The following is a 15,630-nucleotide window of genomic DNA, read 5'->3' on the forward strand; positions in this document are numbered from 1 at the left end:
CCGGCGCGACAAGATGCCGTAACCGCGCCGGAAGGCTGAAGACATACTAATAGCATACCGCCCATGGCAAAGCCGTGTCTCGCCTGGAGCTTGCGCGTTTGATGCCCGGCACGCTCTCGGCTAGTGTCCGGCATCCCAGAAGGCAGCCAGAGCCGGTTCATGAGCCTTTTCCAGATCTCCTCGCTTTTGGCGCCCCTTTCCCCGAGCGACCCCGCTCTTGGCTGGAAGGGCCTCGCCTGGGATTTCGCCGCGCTCTATGGCATGGTCATCGTCGGCATACTCGTGGTGCTGCTGGTGGTGGGCACATTCTTCGAGGTGATGAACGCCCGCCACCCCGAGCGGCGGATCCAGAAGAACCGCATCAACAAGCGCAAGTGGCAGGAGCTGGCTCATGCGCCCGGCTCCATCGCCATCATCGCCTTCTGCTTTTCCGGCGGCCTGTTCGCTCAGGCGCAGGGGTGGACCATCTCGCCTCTGCCGCTCAACTGGTGGTCCGGCCCGCTGATGCTGGCCATCTCGGTGGTGCTCTATGATGCGTGGTTCTACTGGATCCATCGCCTGCTGCACTGGAAGCCGCTGTACCGCTTCCATGCCCTGCACCACAAAAGCGTCGCCCCGACGGTCTGGACGAACCATCACGAGAGCCTGATGGAGGGCCTTCTCAACCAGGCCTTCTATCTGATCCTCCCCTTCATCCTGCCGATCCCGTGGCAGATGCTGGTGCTCCAGAAGCTCTATGACCAGGCAAGCGGCATGCTGGGCCATGCGGGCTTCGAACATTTCGCCTCGCCAGCCGGGCGCACGCCCTTCCCCTTTGCCTCCACGGTCTTCCACGACCAGCACCACGGGCACTTCAAATACAATTACGGCCACACCTTCTCCTGGTGGGACCGGCTCATGGGCACGCTGCACCCGCGCTATGACGCGACGCTGGAGAGTTTCGAGCCGGGGAAGGTGGCGGTGGACCCCGACGCCGTGCGGGCGACTTCGGCCGCACGACGCCAAGATTAATGATAAGAACAGAATAATACACACTTCCTTTTTGCACATTTATTTTCATTGCAGACCAATTTCTGCGCGAATACTATGCACTCCTCTGTTTCAGTGAGGCAAAAACACATGCGGAAATTTATGTGTGACGATCCGACCGCCACGGATCGTCGGAGCTTTCTCGCCCAGGCCGGCGCCGCCGTCGCGGGAACGCTCTTTCTGGCCTCCAGCGCGGAAGCGGCCGGCGAGGCCAAGCCCATTGAGGCAACGCCCCAAAGGAAGGCGTTCATGGCCGAGGCCACCCGCCTCGCCACCGAATCCGTCGAGAAGGGATGGGGCGGTCCCTTCGGCGCGGTCATCGTGAAGGACGGCCAGATCATCGGGCGCGGGCAGAACCGCGTGCTGCTCACCGGCTGCCCGGTGTTCCACGCGGAAGTCACCGCCATCATGGACGCCTCCGCGCGCCTCAATCCCAAGGCGCTGCTCGGCAGCGACTATTCCGCCGGAACGATCCTGGAGATGATCCCGCGTGAGCCGGGCTCCCCCGATCCCGTGCCAGAGCGGGCCAAGATGCTGAAGGGCTGCGAGATCTATATCAACGGCGCGCCCTGCCCCATGTGCATGAGCGCCATCTACTGGTCGCGCATCGACCACGTCTATTTCGCCGCCAGCCTCGAGGACACGAGCAAGATCGGCTTCGACGACGCCTTCCAGTATGAGGACTTCCAGAAGCCCTGGGACCAGCGCCGCATCGCGGTGACGCCCAATTTCGAGCGCGAGGAGGGCCTTAAGGCCTACCGCGCCTGGACCGACAAGAAGGACAAGCACCCGTACTGACCGGTCCGGGTGCCGCGAGCGCGCTCAGGCCAGCGCGCTCGCCTCGAAGTCGCGCACGAACGCGGCGACCCGCCGGTCCACCTTGATGTCCGAGGGGCGGATGGCCCGCACCAGAGACAGGCCCGCCAGCGAGCGGGCGCGGGAGAGGGCCACATAGGCCTGCCCTGCCGCGAAGGCGCCGTTGTCGAAGTCGATGCGCACGTCTTCCAGCGTCAGGCCCTGCGCCTTGTGCATGGTCATGGCCCACGCCGGCACCAGCGGAAGCTGCGTGTAGGTGCCCACCACGTCGCTCTCGATCTTCCCCGTCTTCTCGTCGAAGACGTAGCGCATGCGCTCCCAGGTGAAGGCTTCGATCTCAACAGAACCGCCGCCATCGAGCCGTACCAGCGCGCTGTGCGGGCCGATACCGGTCACCGTGCCAACCGAGCCGTTCACCCAGCGGCGCGCCGGATCGTTGCGCAGCGCCATCACGCGGGCGCCGGTCTTCAGCACGAGGCGTTCGGGCACCGGCAGGCGGTCGCCATCAAGCCCGAACTCGCCCTTCAGCACCCCCTCGAACTGCCGCTCGCCACCCGGCAAGGCCGCAAGGCCGCGCTGGTTATAGGCATCCGCCCGCGCATTGGTGGGCGTGAGCAGAACGGGCAGCACGCCGGAACGATGCGGTCGCACGCAGGCCTCGTTCAGCGCGGTCAGCGCCTCGTTCAGCCGCTCGCCGCGTCGGATGGCAGAGAGATGGCCGATGAAGGCATCGTCCTGCTGGCGGTGGACCACGGTAAAGGGCACGCGGGCCACGGGATGATCGGACAGCACCTTGGCATGGAAGGCGAAGGGTCCCTCGTAGCCCATATGCTCGAGGATCTCCTGCTCCGCATAGGGCACCACCGGCGGAAGCTGGAGGAAGTCGCCCACCAGCACCACCTGCACGCCGCCGAAGGGCGTGTTGCTCTCGCGGGCGATGCGCAAGGTGCGGTCCACCGTATCGAGCAGGTCCGCCCGCACCATGGAGATTTCGTCGATGACCAGCCGGTCCAGCTTCTTCAGAAGCCGGCGCACCTGAACGCGCGGCTTCACCTCCTCCGGCTGGAGGATGCGCGGCGGAATGCCGAAGAAGGAATGCAGCGTCTGGCCGCCGAGCTGCAAGGCGGCAACGCCCGTGGGCGCGAGGAAAACCTGGCGCCCGCGCGGCGTCTTGCGCAGTTCGTGCAGGAAGGTGGTCTTGCCCGTGCCGGCACCGCCGAGCACCAGCAGCGCCCGCGCTCCCGCATCGATGTGCCGGAGCGCGCGGACGGCGCCGTCTTCCGGCGCCGGCACAAGGCTCACGGCAGCAGACCGGTCTCGCGGGCGTAGTCGAGCAGGTTGCGCTCGGGCCGGGCGCCCATGTGTGAGATGATCTCGGACGCGGCGAGCGCGCCGATGCGCAGCGAAGTCGCCGGATCGAGGCCGCGGGTGTAGCCGGTCAGGAAGCCGGCGGCGAAGAGATCGCCCGCGCCCGTCGTATCCACCACCTGCGCCACCGCATGGGCGGGGGCGGAGACCACCGCATCCTTGGCCACGAACAGGGCGCCGCGCTCCGAGCGCGTCACCACGGCGGAAGCCACATCCCGGCGCAACTGCACGAGGGCGGAATCGACGTCCGCCGTCTCATAGAGCGACTTCAGCTCGCCCTCGTTGCAGAAGACGAGATCGACGGTGCCGTTGCGCATGAGGTCCAGGAATTCCGCCCGGTAGCGATCGACGCAGAAGGCGTCGGAAAGGGTCAGCGCCACCTGACGGCCGGCCGTGTGGGCGATCTTCGCGGCAGCGAGGAAAGCCTCCTTGGCCGCCGGCGGGTCCCACAGATAGCCTTCGAGATAGGTCACGGCTGCGCTTTCGACGCTGGCAGCATCGATATCGGCAGTGGTGAGGTTCTGCGCCGCACCGAGATAGGTGTTCATGGTGCGCTCGCCGTCCGGCGTCACCAGGATGAGGCAGCGGGCGGTGGCGGGACCGTCGTTCGCGGCGGGCGTGCCGTAAGCGACGCCGGCAGCGCGGATGTCATGGGCGAAGGTCTTGCCGAGGCCGTCCTCCCGCACCTTGCCGATGAAGCCGGCGCGGGCGCCGAGCGAAGCCGCACCCGCCGCCGTGTTGGCCGCCGAGCCGCCGGAAATCTCGATGCCGGGCCCCATGGCGCCATAGAGCTGCTCGGCCCGTGCCTCGTCGATGAGGCTCATGGAGCCCTTGGGCATGCCGTGATCGGCGAGGAAGGCCTCGTCCGCACGGGCGATGACATCGACGATGGCGTTGCCGATGGCGAGAACGTCGAGAGTATGGGACGACACGGCCGGGAAGCTCCAGAAAATGCGTGGCTGCGGGGTTAGCATCATGGCGTTGCCTGCGCAAACGTCATGACCAAGCGGGGAGCGGCGCACCAACGGTCATATGGTAGCGACCAAAGCCGCAGATTGTCGGTTAATCTCGCTCACAAAACGTGACTGCGGGCAGCACGTGTCGATGCTAAACGCATCAGGCTGCAATGAATGGGGAAGGACCGGTCGGACATGGCGCGCAAGTATTTCGGAACGGACGGGGTGCGGGGCCGGGCGAATGCGACCTTGACCGCCGATCTCGCCCTGCGCGTCGGCATGGCGGCCGGCCTCGCCTTCCGGCGGGGCGAACACCGCCACCGGGTGGTGATCGGCAAGGACACCCGCCTCTCGGGCTACATGATCGAGAATGCGCTCGTGGCTGGCTTCACCTCGGTGGGCATGGACGTGCTGCTGCTCGGCCCGATGCCGACGCCGGCCGTGGGCATGCTCACCCGCTCCATGCGCGCCGATCTCGGCGTGATGATCTCCGCCTCGCACAATCCCTTCGACGACAACGGCATCAAGCTGTTTGGCCCCGACGGCTTCAAGCTCTCCGACCAGATCGAGCATGAGATCGAGGAGCTGATCGACGAGGATCTCTCCAAGAAGCTCGCCCAGCCCATGGACATCGGCCGCGCCCGGCGCGTCGAGGGCGTCCATGCCCGCTATATCGAATATGCCAAGCGCACCCTGCCCCGCGACCAGTCCTTCGAGGGCCTGCGGGTGGTGGTGGACTGCGCCAATGGCGCCGCCTACCGCGTCGCGCCCGATGCGCTCTGGGAACTGGGCGCCGAAGTCATCAGCATGGGCGTCGAGCCCGATGGCCTGAACATCAATCGCGACGTGGGCTCCACCTCCCCCGCTGCTCTCTCGGCCAAGGTGCGGGAAGTGCGCGCGGACGTGGGCATCGCGCTCGACGGCGACGCTGACCGCGTCATCATCGTGGACGAGAAGGGACACGTTGTGGACGGCGACCAGATCATGGCCGTGGTCGCCCACTCCTTCAAGGAAGACGGCCGACTGTCGCGCGATGGCATCGTCGCGACCGTCATGTCCAACCTTGGGCTCGAGCGCTATCTGAAGGACGAGGGCCTGACGCTGGCCCGCACCTCGGTGGGCGATCGCTACGTTCTGGAGCGCATGCGCTCGGATGGCTACAACGTGGGCGGCGAGCAGTCCGGCCACATCATCCTCTCCGACTATTCGACCACGGGTGATGGCCTGCTGGCTGCCCTTCAGGTGCTGGCAGTCGTGGCGCGCAGCGAGCGTCCGGTGTCGGAGGTCTGCCACCGCTTCGACCCGTTGCCCCAGGTGCTCAAGAACGTGCGCTATTCCTCCGGCAAGCCGCTGGAGCACGAGAACGTCCAGAGCGCCATTGCCGATGCCGAGCGGCGGCTCGCCAATCACGGCCGCCTGCTGATCCGTCCCTCCGGCACCGAACCCGTCATCCGCGTGATGGGCGAGGGCGATGATTTCGAACTGGTCGAAGGCGTGGTGGACGAAGTGATCGAGGCGCTGCGCAAGGTCGCGGCCTGACGAGCGCGGAGGAGTGCGCGCGATGCGGTTTGGACGGCGGGCGCTCCTTCTGATCTCGATGCTGGCGGCAGCCTGCCCTGCCGCCGCCTCCCCCGATGAGGATGTGCTGGGAAAGGCGCAGGGCTATCCCGTCGCCCCCAGCCTGGGGCAGACGCGGCAGGAGCCCTATATCGTCGGCTCCTTCAGCGGCATGGAGAAGATTGCCGAGACCTGCCGGATGGCCCCGGCGGCAGTTCCCCGCCCCTTGCCGGCCGCCCCGGCCGGCGCGCCGCTGACCTATCGCTACAAGGGCGCCGACTACTCCCTCGACGATTATATGGCGCACCAGCGCATCACCGGCCTCATCGTCCTGCACGACGGGGCGATCGTCGCCGAGCGCTACGGCTATGACCGCACGCCGGACATGCGCTTCCTCTCCAATTCCATGGCCAAGACGGTGACGGCGCTGGCCCTTCTGAAGGCGCAGGAGGAAGGCCGCATCCGCTCACTGGAGGACCGCGCGCAGGACTATGTGCCGGAACTCTCCGGCTCGCTTTATGGCGGGACGCGGCTGGTCGATCTCATGCGCATGGCATCCGGTGCCCGCTTCACCGAGACCTACACGCCGGACGACGACCGCGCCGCCTTCAACCGGATCATGTCCCGGGCGGGAACGGTGGCGGCCCTGAAGAGCGTGACCGAGCGCGCCGTCCCGGCCGAAGAAGCCTTCAATTATGCCGGCGCGCAGACGCAGGCGCTCGGCGTGGTGCTGCGCGCGGCCACCGGAGACACCCTTTGCCATTATGTGGAACGCACCCTCTGGCAGCCCATGGGCGCGGAATCCCCGGCAAGCTGGATCCTCAACCGGTCCGATCACGTGGAGATCGCACAGGGCGGGCTGAATGCGACCCTGCATGATTATGCCCGCCTCGGCCTGCTGCTGGCGGATGACGGCATGGTGGCCGGGCAGCCCGTGCTCTCGCGGGAGCACTTATTGGACATGACGGCGGCCGAGCGCCAGCCGGAGGCCTTCCGGCCGGGCCGGATGAACTGGCACGGCAGCACATATGTCGGCTACGGCCTCCAGGTGTGGCTCTGGCCCGGCAGCCACCGGCGCTTTGCCCTTCTGGGCATTCACGGTCAGTCGATCTTCGTCGATCCCGATCTCAAGCTCGTCATCGTGCAGACCGCCGTCGGCAAGGACGCCGCCGGCGACGCGAGCGGCGCGCATCTCGGTGCCGAGCGGGGCGCGCTCTTCCGCGGCATCGTTGCGCGCTACGGAAGCTGGTGAATGGCGCACAACTTGATGCTAGAGGTATAAAGGTATTTCGAGCAAAAATGCCGGTGTTCAGGCGAGGACCGCTGTACCGCGCGCCTTGCCGCGAGAAGGCAATTCGGTAGGGTTAAGCAGAAGTTAAATTCTTCTGCTTCATTCTTCGAAACGAATCGGCTCCCTGCCGCTCGAATTTGGACCTTCCGATGCGTATCGGCGTTTTGATCGGCGTTTTTACCGTGGCCTGCGGCGTTGCCCATGCGGCAGACGACGCCCTGCCCCGGCTCGGGCGCAGTGGCGATTTCTCACTGGCGCTGCCGACCCTCGATGACGATGGCCCCGCCACCGCCGGCACGACGGCGGGGCAATGGTATTTCCGCACGAACTTCGGCGTGGGCGGGGTGCAGGGGAGCGTCGCAGGCGCCACGCGGGCGACCTCCGGGACCGACACCGCCCGCACGTTCGGCGTGGGCGTCGGCTATCGTTTCCTGCCCTGGCTGCGCGGCGACATCACCGTGGACTACATGCTGGCGCTGACCGCCGACCGGCCGCTGGGCGTGAATTCCCTGCACACCGGCGCGGTGATGGCCAATCTCTATTGGGACATGTTCACCATCGCCAACATCACGCCCTATGTGGGCGGCGGCGTCGGCTTCGGCATGGCGAACGTGCGCTTCAAGCCCTTCTTCGCGCCGGCGGGCTGGGGGCAGACGGACGTCGGCTTCGCCTGGAACGCCACTGCGGGCGTCGCCTGGTCCTTCGCGCAGGACTGGTCACTTGACGTGAGCTACCGCTACGCCGCCATGGGCACGCAGGAGTTCACCACCTACACGGGTGTCCCCTACAGCATAGACGACATGGCGACGCACCAGTTGCGCATCGGCCTGCGGCGCACCTTCAACTGAAGCTCAGATGATCCGGGTGCGGGCCGCCCGTAGCCGCCTGATGTAATCAAGCGCGCTCTGCGGCTCGTAGGGGCGGGCCAGATGGGGGCCCTGGTCACACAGGTTGGCGGCCTCGTCGGCCGACTTCTCGGGCGTGCCGGAGAGGATCACGTCCACCTCCGGATGGGCCTCGCGCATCCAGCGCGCAAAGGCGAAACCACCGAGGGCACCCGGCGCCTGCGCATCCGTGATTACCGCTTCCAGAGTGAGACCCGCCTCATACATAAAGGCGGCCGCCTCATCCGTGCTGGCCGCCTCGATGACGCGATAGCCGCACGTGCGCAGATATTCCGCCAGAACGTGCCGCACGAGCACGTCGGCGTCGATGACCATGATGCTCGGTTGGCTTTCCGGAATCACGGCTTCATTCATCGGCCACCTCGCGATTCACCCGTTCGAGGATGAGCGCCACGACGGCATTGATGTCGTAGGGCTTGGCGATGAAGGCGGGAAGCGTTCCCGCAATGACCGGATCGAGGTCTCCAGAGGCCACAAAGACAGGAAGCCACGGATATTCGACGGCCAGCCTCATTGCCAAGGCGACACCATCCATCGTGCCCGGCATGCGGACATCGGTCAGCACGGCGTCCACGGCAATATCCGCGGACAGGACCGTCATCGCATCGTCTGCGGAGACGGCTTCGATCACGCGCATGCCTGCCTCGCGGAGGGCATCCGCGATCAGCATCCGCAGAAAAGGATCGTCCTCCGCAACGAGCACGGTGCGGGGTCCCCCCGACACCAGAGGACGATGGGCGGCGCTGGCCATCCGACACTCTCACTCAAACCACTCCGGCCTTAACGCGACCGAAACGGCTTGGTTCCCGCTTGAAGTACAAACCGGTCAGATTGATTGCGCTGACCCGGCGGCTCTATCGAAAGGCATAGGCCCCGATCACGGCAGCAAGGCCGATGAGCGGCAGCGGGTTCATGCGCGTGATGATGAGGATCAGGAAGACCCCCGCTGCGATCGCTGCGCTTTCCCACCCGGTAACGGCGCCCTTGCCGATGGCGATGACGCCGGCGAGCAGCAGGCCGATGGAGACCGGTCCGAGGCCCCGCTGGATGGAAGCCCGCCAGGGCCAGCCGGCGAGGCGCACCCACAGGCGGCCCACCAGAAGGGTCAGGATGCCGGTCGGCAGGAAGAAGGCTGCGGTCACGAGGATGGCCCCGAGCGGCCCGGCCACCCATTGGCCCACCGCCGCGATCATCATCATGTTCGGCCCCGGCGCCATCTGGCCGATGCTGTAGAGATGGATGAGCTGCGGGAAGGTCAGCCAGTGGTGGACATCCACCGTCAGGTATTTGAGTTCCGGAAAGGCGGCCATGCCGCCGCCCACGGTGAGCAGGGACAGATAGGAGAAGACCGCGACGAGCGGCAGCAACTGGCCCATCACACGCCTCCGTGGTGATCGAGGTCGTGATGCGGCTTCGGCTTGGGCTTGGTGAAGCGGTCGAACAGATCACCGCCATGCGGCGCGCCGCCGGGCCGGTACCAGATGATCGCCAGAGCCCCGACCACCGCCAGCACCACGAGCACCGACTGGTGCAGCAGCTCGACGCCGATGATGGTGAGAGCGACGAACACCAGATCCGCATAGCGCTTCAGCGTCTTGAGGCCGAGCTGGACGGAGACCGCCAGTACCATGCCCACCGCCGCCGCGGAGACGCCGTGCAGCATGGCGTTCACGACGCCGCCCTTGCTCTCGTTGGTGCTGTAGAGAAGCGCGGCGGCGACCATCATGATGCCGCCGGGCAGGCAGATGCCCACCAGCGCGGCGGCGGCCCCCGCCGTGCCCTTCAGCCGGTCGCCCACCAGGATCGCCATGTTGGAGGCATTGAGGCCCGGCAGGCTCTGGCAGATGGACAGGAGTTCGAGGAAGGTCTCGTCATCCACCCAGCGGTGACGTCCCACCAGTGCAGAGCGCAGATAGGCCACGACACCGCCGCCGAAGCTCGTCGCCCCGATGGAGAGGAAGACGAGAAAGATGGTGAGCACGCTCGGCTGCGGGACGATGGTCTCCTCGCAGGGTGCGCCGTCGGACAGAACGTCACTCATGGGAATGCGGGGGCGCGCCCTTCAGCCGGTACACGGCACCGGTCTTGGTCATGCCGAGGGCCACCCAGTCCTGCGCCGCATGCTGAAGGGCGTTGAAGAAGGCGTTGGAACGCTCGATGGCCTTGGCACTCACGGCGGCGCGGCGCTCCATGCGGGCCTGATAGGAGAACTCGCCTACCAGTTGGTGCTGGTCGCCGCGCGTGCGCCAGACGGCCACGTTGCAGGCGGCGAGGACGCCCTTGCCGAAATCGAGCGTGCCGAGCTGCTGGAGCACCTCTTCCACGGCCGTGTGGTTCACCAGTGAAATGCGCTCCTTGCTGCCGGCGAAGACCGGCGCCAGCGCGGGGAAGACGCGGGTGAGATAGTCGGAGGAGCTCGGATCCTCCATGAGGTTCACCGGCCGGTACTTGAACTCGACATTGTGCGAGAAGAGGGTGCGGATGCCGCCGATGCGGTCCTTCAGCGGCAGCAGCTCTTCCTTGAACTTGATGCGGTATTCGCCGGGGATCTGCGGACGCACGTCGCACAGGGTCGCCGTCTCAAGGTCGGGATGGCGGAACTTGAACACCATCTCGGGGTCGCCGACGGGGAAGCCGTCCTCGTAATTGATCCGGCGTCGCAGGATGAAGGCGTTGTTGTAGAGCTTGAAATCCTTCGTATCGAGGAAGAGCACCTCGCGGATCTGGGGGCGCATGCCCTCCACTTCCGTGCTGTCGAAATCGACTCCCTGCTCCTTGGCGACCTTGCGCACGATCTTGGCGAAGTCGAAGAAATTCTTCACGCTGGTGAAGCGGTTGCCGTTCAGGATGATCTTGGCTTCGATGTAGTGGATCTCATCCAGCGGATGGCCGTCCGCATACAGGCGCGGCGTGGTCTCGGCCTTGGCTTCCGGCCCTGTTTCCCCCATCGCCCCAACTCCTTCACAAGCCTTTGTTGCTAGGTAGATTAGTGCCACTTCACCCGACTGGAAAGCGCCCTCTCCTCCGCTATGGAGCGAACGGTGCGCGCGTGAGAATCCGGCCAGCGGCGAGACGCCCTGCTGTACCCGGCCGGCGATCGTGTCACACTCGGATCAAGGCGGTGTGCCATCACCGTGGAGCGCGCACTGCGCTGCTTGCGTGCAAGCGGGGCAGGTCCTGCGTTCTCTATCATGAGAGTTCGAGGGCGATTCTTGAGCCCGGATGGATGCCATCCGGCCGGCCGTCCTCCAGCGTCCGCAACCGGAGTGTCCCCGATGTCCGACCTCGTCGTTATTGTCTATCCCTCCGAGCAGAAGGCCGAAGAGGTCCGCCAGCACCTGATCGCGCTGCAGAAGGAGTATGTGATCGCCCTCGAGGACGCGGTCATCGCGGTCAAGAGCGAGGATGGCCACATCAAGCTGAACCAGCTCGTGAACACCACCGCCGCCGGCGCGCTGGGCGGCAGCTTCTGGGGCCTGCTCGTGGGCACCATCTTCCTGATGCCGGTGGTCGGCGCGGCGATCGGCGCCGCTTCGGGTGCGCTCGCCGGTGCCCTCTCGGACTTCGGCGTCAACGACGCCTTCATGAAGGATCTCGCCGGCTCCATCGCGCCCGGCAATGCCGCCCTCTTCGTCCTCATCAAGTCCATGACCGCGGACAAGGTGCTGGAGGACATCAAGGGCTTCGGCGGCGTGGTGCTGAAGACCTCACTCGACCACAGCAAGGAGCAGGCCCTGCGCAACGCTCTCGCCGGCTTGCCGGCCAATGCGGGCGAAGCCCCGACGCCGCCCGCCGCATGATACGAAAAGGCCCGCCGTGCGACGCACGGCGGGCCTGACCCTCGAAGGATCCTGAAGTCAGTGGCCGGCGGCCTTCGCCCGGGCCATCTGGAGCACCGTCGCGAGAAGGCCGAGCACCGCACCGAGCACGCAGACCGCGCCCCAGCCGCCGAAGGACCAGGCAAGCGTCGCGCCGGCAGAGCCCGAGGCGCCGCCGATGAAGATGCTGCCCATGTACAGCGTGTTGATGCGGCCGCGGGCTTCGGGACGCAGGGCAAAGACGATGTGCTGGTTCGAGATCATCGCCGCCTGCACGCCGAAGTCGAGCAGGATGACGCCAGCGATCAGTCCGGCCAGCGAACCCCACACGCCGAACACCACGAACGACACCAGCGTCACCACCGCGCCGGCGAGCACCATGCGGGACGGGCCGTGGCGATCCGCGATGCGCCCGGCCAGCGGCGCCGAGAGGATGCCCACCGCGCCGACGATGCCGAACAGGCCCGCCACGTCCGCGCCGAGGCCGAACGGCGGCGCCTGAAGCCGGAAGGCGAGGATGGTCCAGAAGCCGGTAAAGGTGGCGAACAGCAGCCCCTGCGTCACCGCGGCGATGCGCAGCGCCGGGAACTCCCGCCACAGATGCAGGATCGAGCGCATCAGCGCGCCATAGCCGAGGCCGCTGTCCGGCCGGCTCGCGGGCAGCGTCAGGGCCATCAGGCCGCCGGCCACCAGCGCCATGGGCGCTCCGAGGCCGAACATGTCCCGCCAGCCCCAGTTGGTGGCGACGAAACCGGCCAGCGTCCGGCTGAGCAGGATGCCGGTGAGCAGCCCGGCCATCACCGTGCCGACGGTGGCGCCACGGCGGGCGGGGGCCGCGAGATGGGCGGCGAGCGGGATGATCTGCTGCGCCACCGTGGAGGCCAGCCCCACCAGGAAGGACGCCGCCAGAACGAGCCCGGCCGTGGGTGCCAGAGCCACCATAGCCATGGCGAGCGCCAGCACGCCGAACTGGATGACGATGAGGCGCCGCCGCTCCATCAGGTCACCCAGCGGCACAAGCAGGAACAGCCCCACCGCATAGCCGAGCTGGGTGGCCGTGGGCACGGCGGCGGTCAGCGGGCCCGGCAGGGCCGCTTCCATGAGCGCCAGCATGGGCTGGTTGTAATAGATGTTGGCGACGGCGATGCCGGCTGCGGCCGCCATGGCAAAGGTGGTGCCGCGCCCAAGCCCGGCAGAGGCCGCACCATCCATCGTGGTTCCCATTGTCATGTCTTGATCTCCCGATCCGGCCGGGACGCCCGATGGTGCCCGGCGGCGGGTTCCGGCATCGCGCCGGAATCCAGTCGGAGCGGAAGCTACTCCATAACGCGTTTTGATCCAGTGACTGACTGTGTTACGCGATTATATCAAGGTTTGATACAATGGAATTCATCGCCCTTTCCGTGCTCGCCGAGACGGCCGCCGCCGGCAGCCTTGCCGCCGCGGCCCGGCGTCTGCGCATCTCGCCCATGGCGGCATCCCGCCACCTCGCGACGCTGGAGCAGGAACTGGGCGTCCGCCTCGTCCACCGCACCACGCGGGCCCTGACGCTGACGGACGAAGGGCAGGTTTTCCTGCCCCATGCGCAGACGCTGCTGGAGGAAAAGGCGGCGGCAATCGCCAGCATCTGCTCGCCCGAGGACAAAGCGACCGGCCTCCTGCGCCTCTCCTGCTCGGCCGCCTTCGCCCGGCGCATCATCAATCCCGTGGTGGCCCATTTCATGGAGGCCAACCCGCAGGTTCGCGTGGATGTGATGATCTCCGACACCGTCGTCGACGTGGTGGCGGAAGGCATCGATCTGGCCATCCGCATTGCGCAGCTCGGCGACAGCACGCTGATCGCCCGCCGCCTTGCCGACAATCCCTGCCTGCTGATCGCCTCCCCCGCCTATCTCGCCCGGCACGGACGGCCGCAGACGATGGCGGACCTCAAGACCCACGAATGCCTCACCACACCCAACCGCAGCCACTGGACCTTCGCCAGCGAGGGCCGCAGCGTGCGCGTGAAGGCGAGCGGGCGCTACAGTTCGTCCTCGATGGAATCGCTGCACCAGGCCTGCATCGCCGGCCTCGGCATCGCCAACCTCTCCCTCTGGAACGTGCGCGAGGAAATCGCGGACGGGCGTCTGGAGGCGATCCACCTGTCGGACGGAGAGCCGGAAACGCTCGCCATCTGGGCGGTCTACCCCACCCGGCGGCTCGTGCCCGCCAAGGTGCGATTGTTCATCGAGGCACTCTCGGCGCGGCTGCGGGCCTGAGCGTGGGCGGACGATGGTTGTTCGCTTCCGCCGATTGGCTTAGCCTTTGGCAAAACGAACGTGGGAGGGTCGCATGTGCCACATGTTCGCACATCAGCCCCAGGAAAATTACCAGTCGGTGACGCGCTCCATCCGGATCGGCGGGCACATCACCTCGGTCCGGCTCGAAAATACCTTCTGGACCATCCTGGAAGAGATCGCCGCCAGCGAAGGCAGCAGCGTCGCCAAGTTCATCACCACGCTGCATGACGAGGTGCTGGACTGCCGGGGCGAGGTGCAGAATCTCGCCTCCCTGCTGCGCTGCTCCTGCCTCATCTATATCTCGCGCAAGGCCGGCCAGCCGATCGGCGGACACCCGCTGATGGCCGCGGAGTAGAGGCGCAACGCCGGGGAGCCCGACACACCATCGGGACGCGGCGGCGCCGCGCCCCGCTGCGCGCGGCGTGAGCGGGGGCGCTGCGTTCAACCCCGCCGGTCTGGAGACGCGGCAGCCAGACGCCGGCCCTCGGCATCGGCCACCTTCATGGCCGCGACCACCATGGGAGGGGTGACCGCGAACGGCGTGTTGTGAATGGTCTCGCCGGCCGCGCAGGCCCGTTCCGCGACCTGCTCCAGCTGTGTATCGCTGACGCCGGCGAGGCCGATCTGTCCGAATGTCGTGGGCAAGCCCACCGAGCGACAGAAGCTGTATACCTGATCAATGACCGCGCGCGGTCGGCCGGTGAGCCAGAGCTGCGACAGCAGTCCGAACGCGACCTTTTCTCCATGATAATAGTGATGGGTCTCGTCAAGCGTGGTCAGACCATTGTGGATCGCGTGCGCGGCCGCCAGCCCGCCGCTTTCAAAGCCAAGCCCGCTGAGCAGCGTATTGGCCTCGACCACATTGTCCAGCGCCGGCACCACCACGCCCTCCCCGCACGCCGTGCAGGCCATCGCGCCTTGTTCGATCAGGCAGTCGAAGCAAAGGCGCGCCAAGCCATGGGAGGTCATCGGCCCGGGCCGTCCGGTCATGTTCGCGGCGCGGGTGGCGCGGCAGTCTTCCGCCTCGAACCATGTGGCCAGCGCGTCGCCCATGCCGGACACGAGATATCGCACCGGAGCCTTTGCGACGATGCCGCTGTCGACCAACACGAGATCAGGGTTCTTGGGGAGGACGAGATAACGTTTGAACGCGCCTTCTGGGGTATAGACCACCGATAGCGCGCTGCAGGGCGCGTCGGTCGAGGCCAGCGTCGGCACGATGGCCACCGGCAGCCGCAGATGGTGTGCAACCGCCTTTGCCGTATCCAGCGCCTTGCCGCCGCCGATGCCGACGATGACATCGGCCGTGGCATCCTGCGCAAGCTTCGACAGCCGCTCGATTTCCTCATCCGAGCATTCCGCCTGGAACGGCTCGATCTGGAACGGCCCGACCTTGGAGAATATGCGGGTCAGGTCCGCGCCGAACGCGCTGTGCGCAAAGCCATCGATAACGACATAGACGCTGGATCCCAGGCGCTGAACCTCGGTGCCGAGAAGTTCGAGCGCCCCGTCGCCCTGGACATAGCGGCTTGGAAAAATCGCTGTGCTGATCATGACTTGCATCCTGGAACTTGAGGCGCGCGACAGCATTCGAGCCCGACCGCGTGGCCG

The 15,630-nt window shown here is 66.6% G+C and carries 17 protein-coding genes; 8 read left to right on the forward strand and 9 right to left on the reverse strand.

Going from position 1 to position 15,630, the window contains the following annotated elements:
- Positions 1–159 precede the first annotated feature (159 nt).
- On the forward strand, positions 160–1,011 hold the full coding sequence (locus tag DFO45_RS17815) for a sterol desaturase family protein (protein ID WP_133865928.1): 852 nt from the start codon (positions 160–162) through the stop codon (positions 1,009–1,011).
- Positions 1,012–1,131: 120 nt separating this feature from the next.
- A complete protein-coding gene (locus tag DFO45_RS17820; protein ID WP_133865929.1) occupies positions 1,132–1,827 on the forward strand; it encodes a nucleoside deaminase in 696 nt (231 codons plus the stop codon).
- Between the two features lie 24 nt (positions 1,828–1,851).
- Here DFO45_RS17820 and DFO45_RS17825 read toward each other — a convergent pair whose 3' ends face one another.
- A complete protein-coding gene (locus DFO45_RS17825) occupies positions 1,852–3,147 on the reverse strand; it encodes a DEAD/DEAH box helicase (protein WP_133865930.1) in 1,296 nt (431 codons plus the stop codon).
- Positions 3,144–4,145: an adenosine kinase gene (locus DFO45_RS17830; protein WP_133865931.1), complete on the reverse strand. Its 1,002-nt coding sequence runs from the start codon at positions 4,143–4,145 to the stop codon at positions 3,144–3,146. The genes DFO45_RS17825 and DFO45_RS17830 overlap by 4 nt, the downstream gene beginning before the upstream one ends.
- Before the next feature lie 219 nt (positions 4,146–4,364).
- Between DFO45_RS17830 and glmM the strand changes: the two genes are divergently transcribed.
- The 3 genes from glmM (at position 4,365) to DFO45_RS17845 (ending at position 7,865) form a co-directional block, all read left to right on the forward strand.
- Positions 4,365–5,708 carry a phosphoglucosamine mutase gene (glmM, locus tag DFO45_RS17835; protein WP_012169506.1) on the forward strand — a complete coding sequence of 448 codons (1,344 nt, stop codon included), beginning with the start codon at positions 4,365–4,367 and terminating at the stop codon, positions 5,706–5,708.
- A gap of 22 nt (positions 5,709–5,730) precedes the next feature.
- Positions 5,731–6,978 (forward strand): serine hydrolase, encoded by a 1,248-nt coding sequence (locus DFO45_RS17840; protein ID WP_133865932.1) that lies wholly within the window; start codon positions 5,731–5,733, stop codon positions 6,976–6,978.
- A gap of 188 nt (positions 6,979–7,166) precedes the next feature.
- A complete protein-coding gene (locus tag DFO45_RS17845; RefSeq protein WP_133865933.1) occupies positions 7,167–7,865 on the forward strand; it encodes an outer membrane beta-barrel protein in 699 nt (232 codons plus the stop codon).
- A 3-nt stretch (positions 7,866–7,868) separates the two neighbouring features.
- Here DFO45_RS17845 and DFO45_RS17850 read toward each other — a convergent pair whose 3' ends face one another.
- From DFO45_RS17850 to DFO45_RS17870, 5 genes are all read right to left on the reverse strand, one after another.
- On the reverse strand, positions 7,869–8,276 hold the full coding sequence (locus DFO45_RS17850) for a response regulator (protein ID WP_043878913.1): 408 nt from the start codon (positions 8,274–8,276) through the stop codon (positions 7,869–7,871).
- Positions 8,269–8,673 (reverse strand): response regulator, encoded by a 405-nt coding sequence (locus tag DFO45_RS17855; RefSeq protein WP_012169502.1) that lies wholly within the window; start codon positions 8,671–8,673, stop codon positions 8,269–8,271. Before DFO45_RS17855 ends, DFO45_RS17850 begins: the two co-directional genes overlap by 8 nt.
- A gap of 103 nt (positions 8,674–8,776) precedes the next feature.
- The gene (locus tag DFO45_RS17860) at positions 8,777–9,298 is read right to left on the reverse strand and encodes a chromate transporter (RefSeq protein WP_043878912.1); all 522 of its coding nucleotides are present in this window, start codon (positions 9,296–9,298) and stop codon (positions 8,777–8,779) included.
- Positions 9,298–9,963, reverse strand: coding sequence for a chromate transporter (locus DFO45_RS17865; RefSeq protein WP_133865934.1), 666 nt, complete (start codon positions 9,961–9,963; stop codon positions 9,298–9,300). Before DFO45_RS17865 ends, DFO45_RS17860 begins: the two co-directional genes overlap by 1 nt.
- Positions 9,956–10,870 (reverse strand): hypothetical protein, encoded by a 915-nt coding sequence (locus DFO45_RS17870; protein ID WP_052285859.1) that lies wholly within the window; start codon positions 10,868–10,870, stop codon positions 9,956–9,958. Before DFO45_RS17870 ends, DFO45_RS17865 begins: the two co-directional genes overlap by 8 nt.
- 327 nt (positions 10,871–11,197) lie before the next feature.
- Here DFO45_RS17870 and DFO45_RS17875 point away from each other — a divergent pair, with 327 nt between their 5' ends.
- Positions 11,198–11,722, forward strand: a complete 525-nt coding sequence (locus tag DFO45_RS17875; RefSeq protein WP_012169498.1) for a DUF1269 domain-containing protein — start codon at positions 11,198–11,200, stop codon at positions 11,720–11,722.
- 57 nt (positions 11,723–11,779) lie between these two features.
- Here DFO45_RS17875 and DFO45_RS17880 read toward each other — a convergent pair whose 3' ends face one another.
- Entirely contained in the window at positions 11,780–12,964 is a 1,185-nt protein-coding gene (locus tag DFO45_RS17880; RefSeq protein WP_245518174.1) for an MFS transporter, read from the reverse strand.
- A gap of 158 nt (positions 12,965–13,122) precedes the next feature.
- Here DFO45_RS17880 and DFO45_RS17885 point away from each other — a divergent pair, with 158 nt between their 5' ends.
- Positions 13,123–13,998 (forward strand): LysR family transcriptional regulator, encoded by an 876-nt coding sequence (locus tag DFO45_RS17885; RefSeq protein ID WP_043878911.1) that lies wholly within the window; start codon positions 13,123–13,125, stop codon positions 13,996–13,998.
- Positions 13,999–14,071: 73 nt separating this feature from the next.
- The gene (locus tag DFO45_RS17890; RefSeq protein WP_133865935.1) at positions 14,072–14,374 is read left to right on the forward strand and encodes a ribbon-helix-helix domain-containing protein; all 303 of its coding nucleotides are present in this window, start codon (positions 14,072–14,074) and stop codon (positions 14,372–14,374) included.
- Between the two features lie 86 nt (positions 14,375–14,460).
- On the opposite strand, the gene DFO45_RS17895 is transcribed toward DFO45_RS17890, so the two are convergent.
- The gene (locus tag DFO45_RS17895) at positions 14,461–15,573 is read right to left on the reverse strand and encodes a glycerol dehydrogenase (RefSeq protein WP_133865936.1); all 1,113 of its coding nucleotides are present in this window, start codon (positions 15,571–15,573) and stop codon (positions 14,461–14,463) included.
- Positions 15,574–15,630: the final 57 nt, after the last annotated feature.

It is taken from the genome of Azorhizobium sp. AG788 (assembly GCF_004364705.1).
In the GTDB taxonomy this organism is placed as follows: Bacteria; Pseudomonadota; Alphaproteobacteria; order Rhizobiales; family Xanthobacteraceae; genus Azorhizobium; species Azorhizobium caulinodans.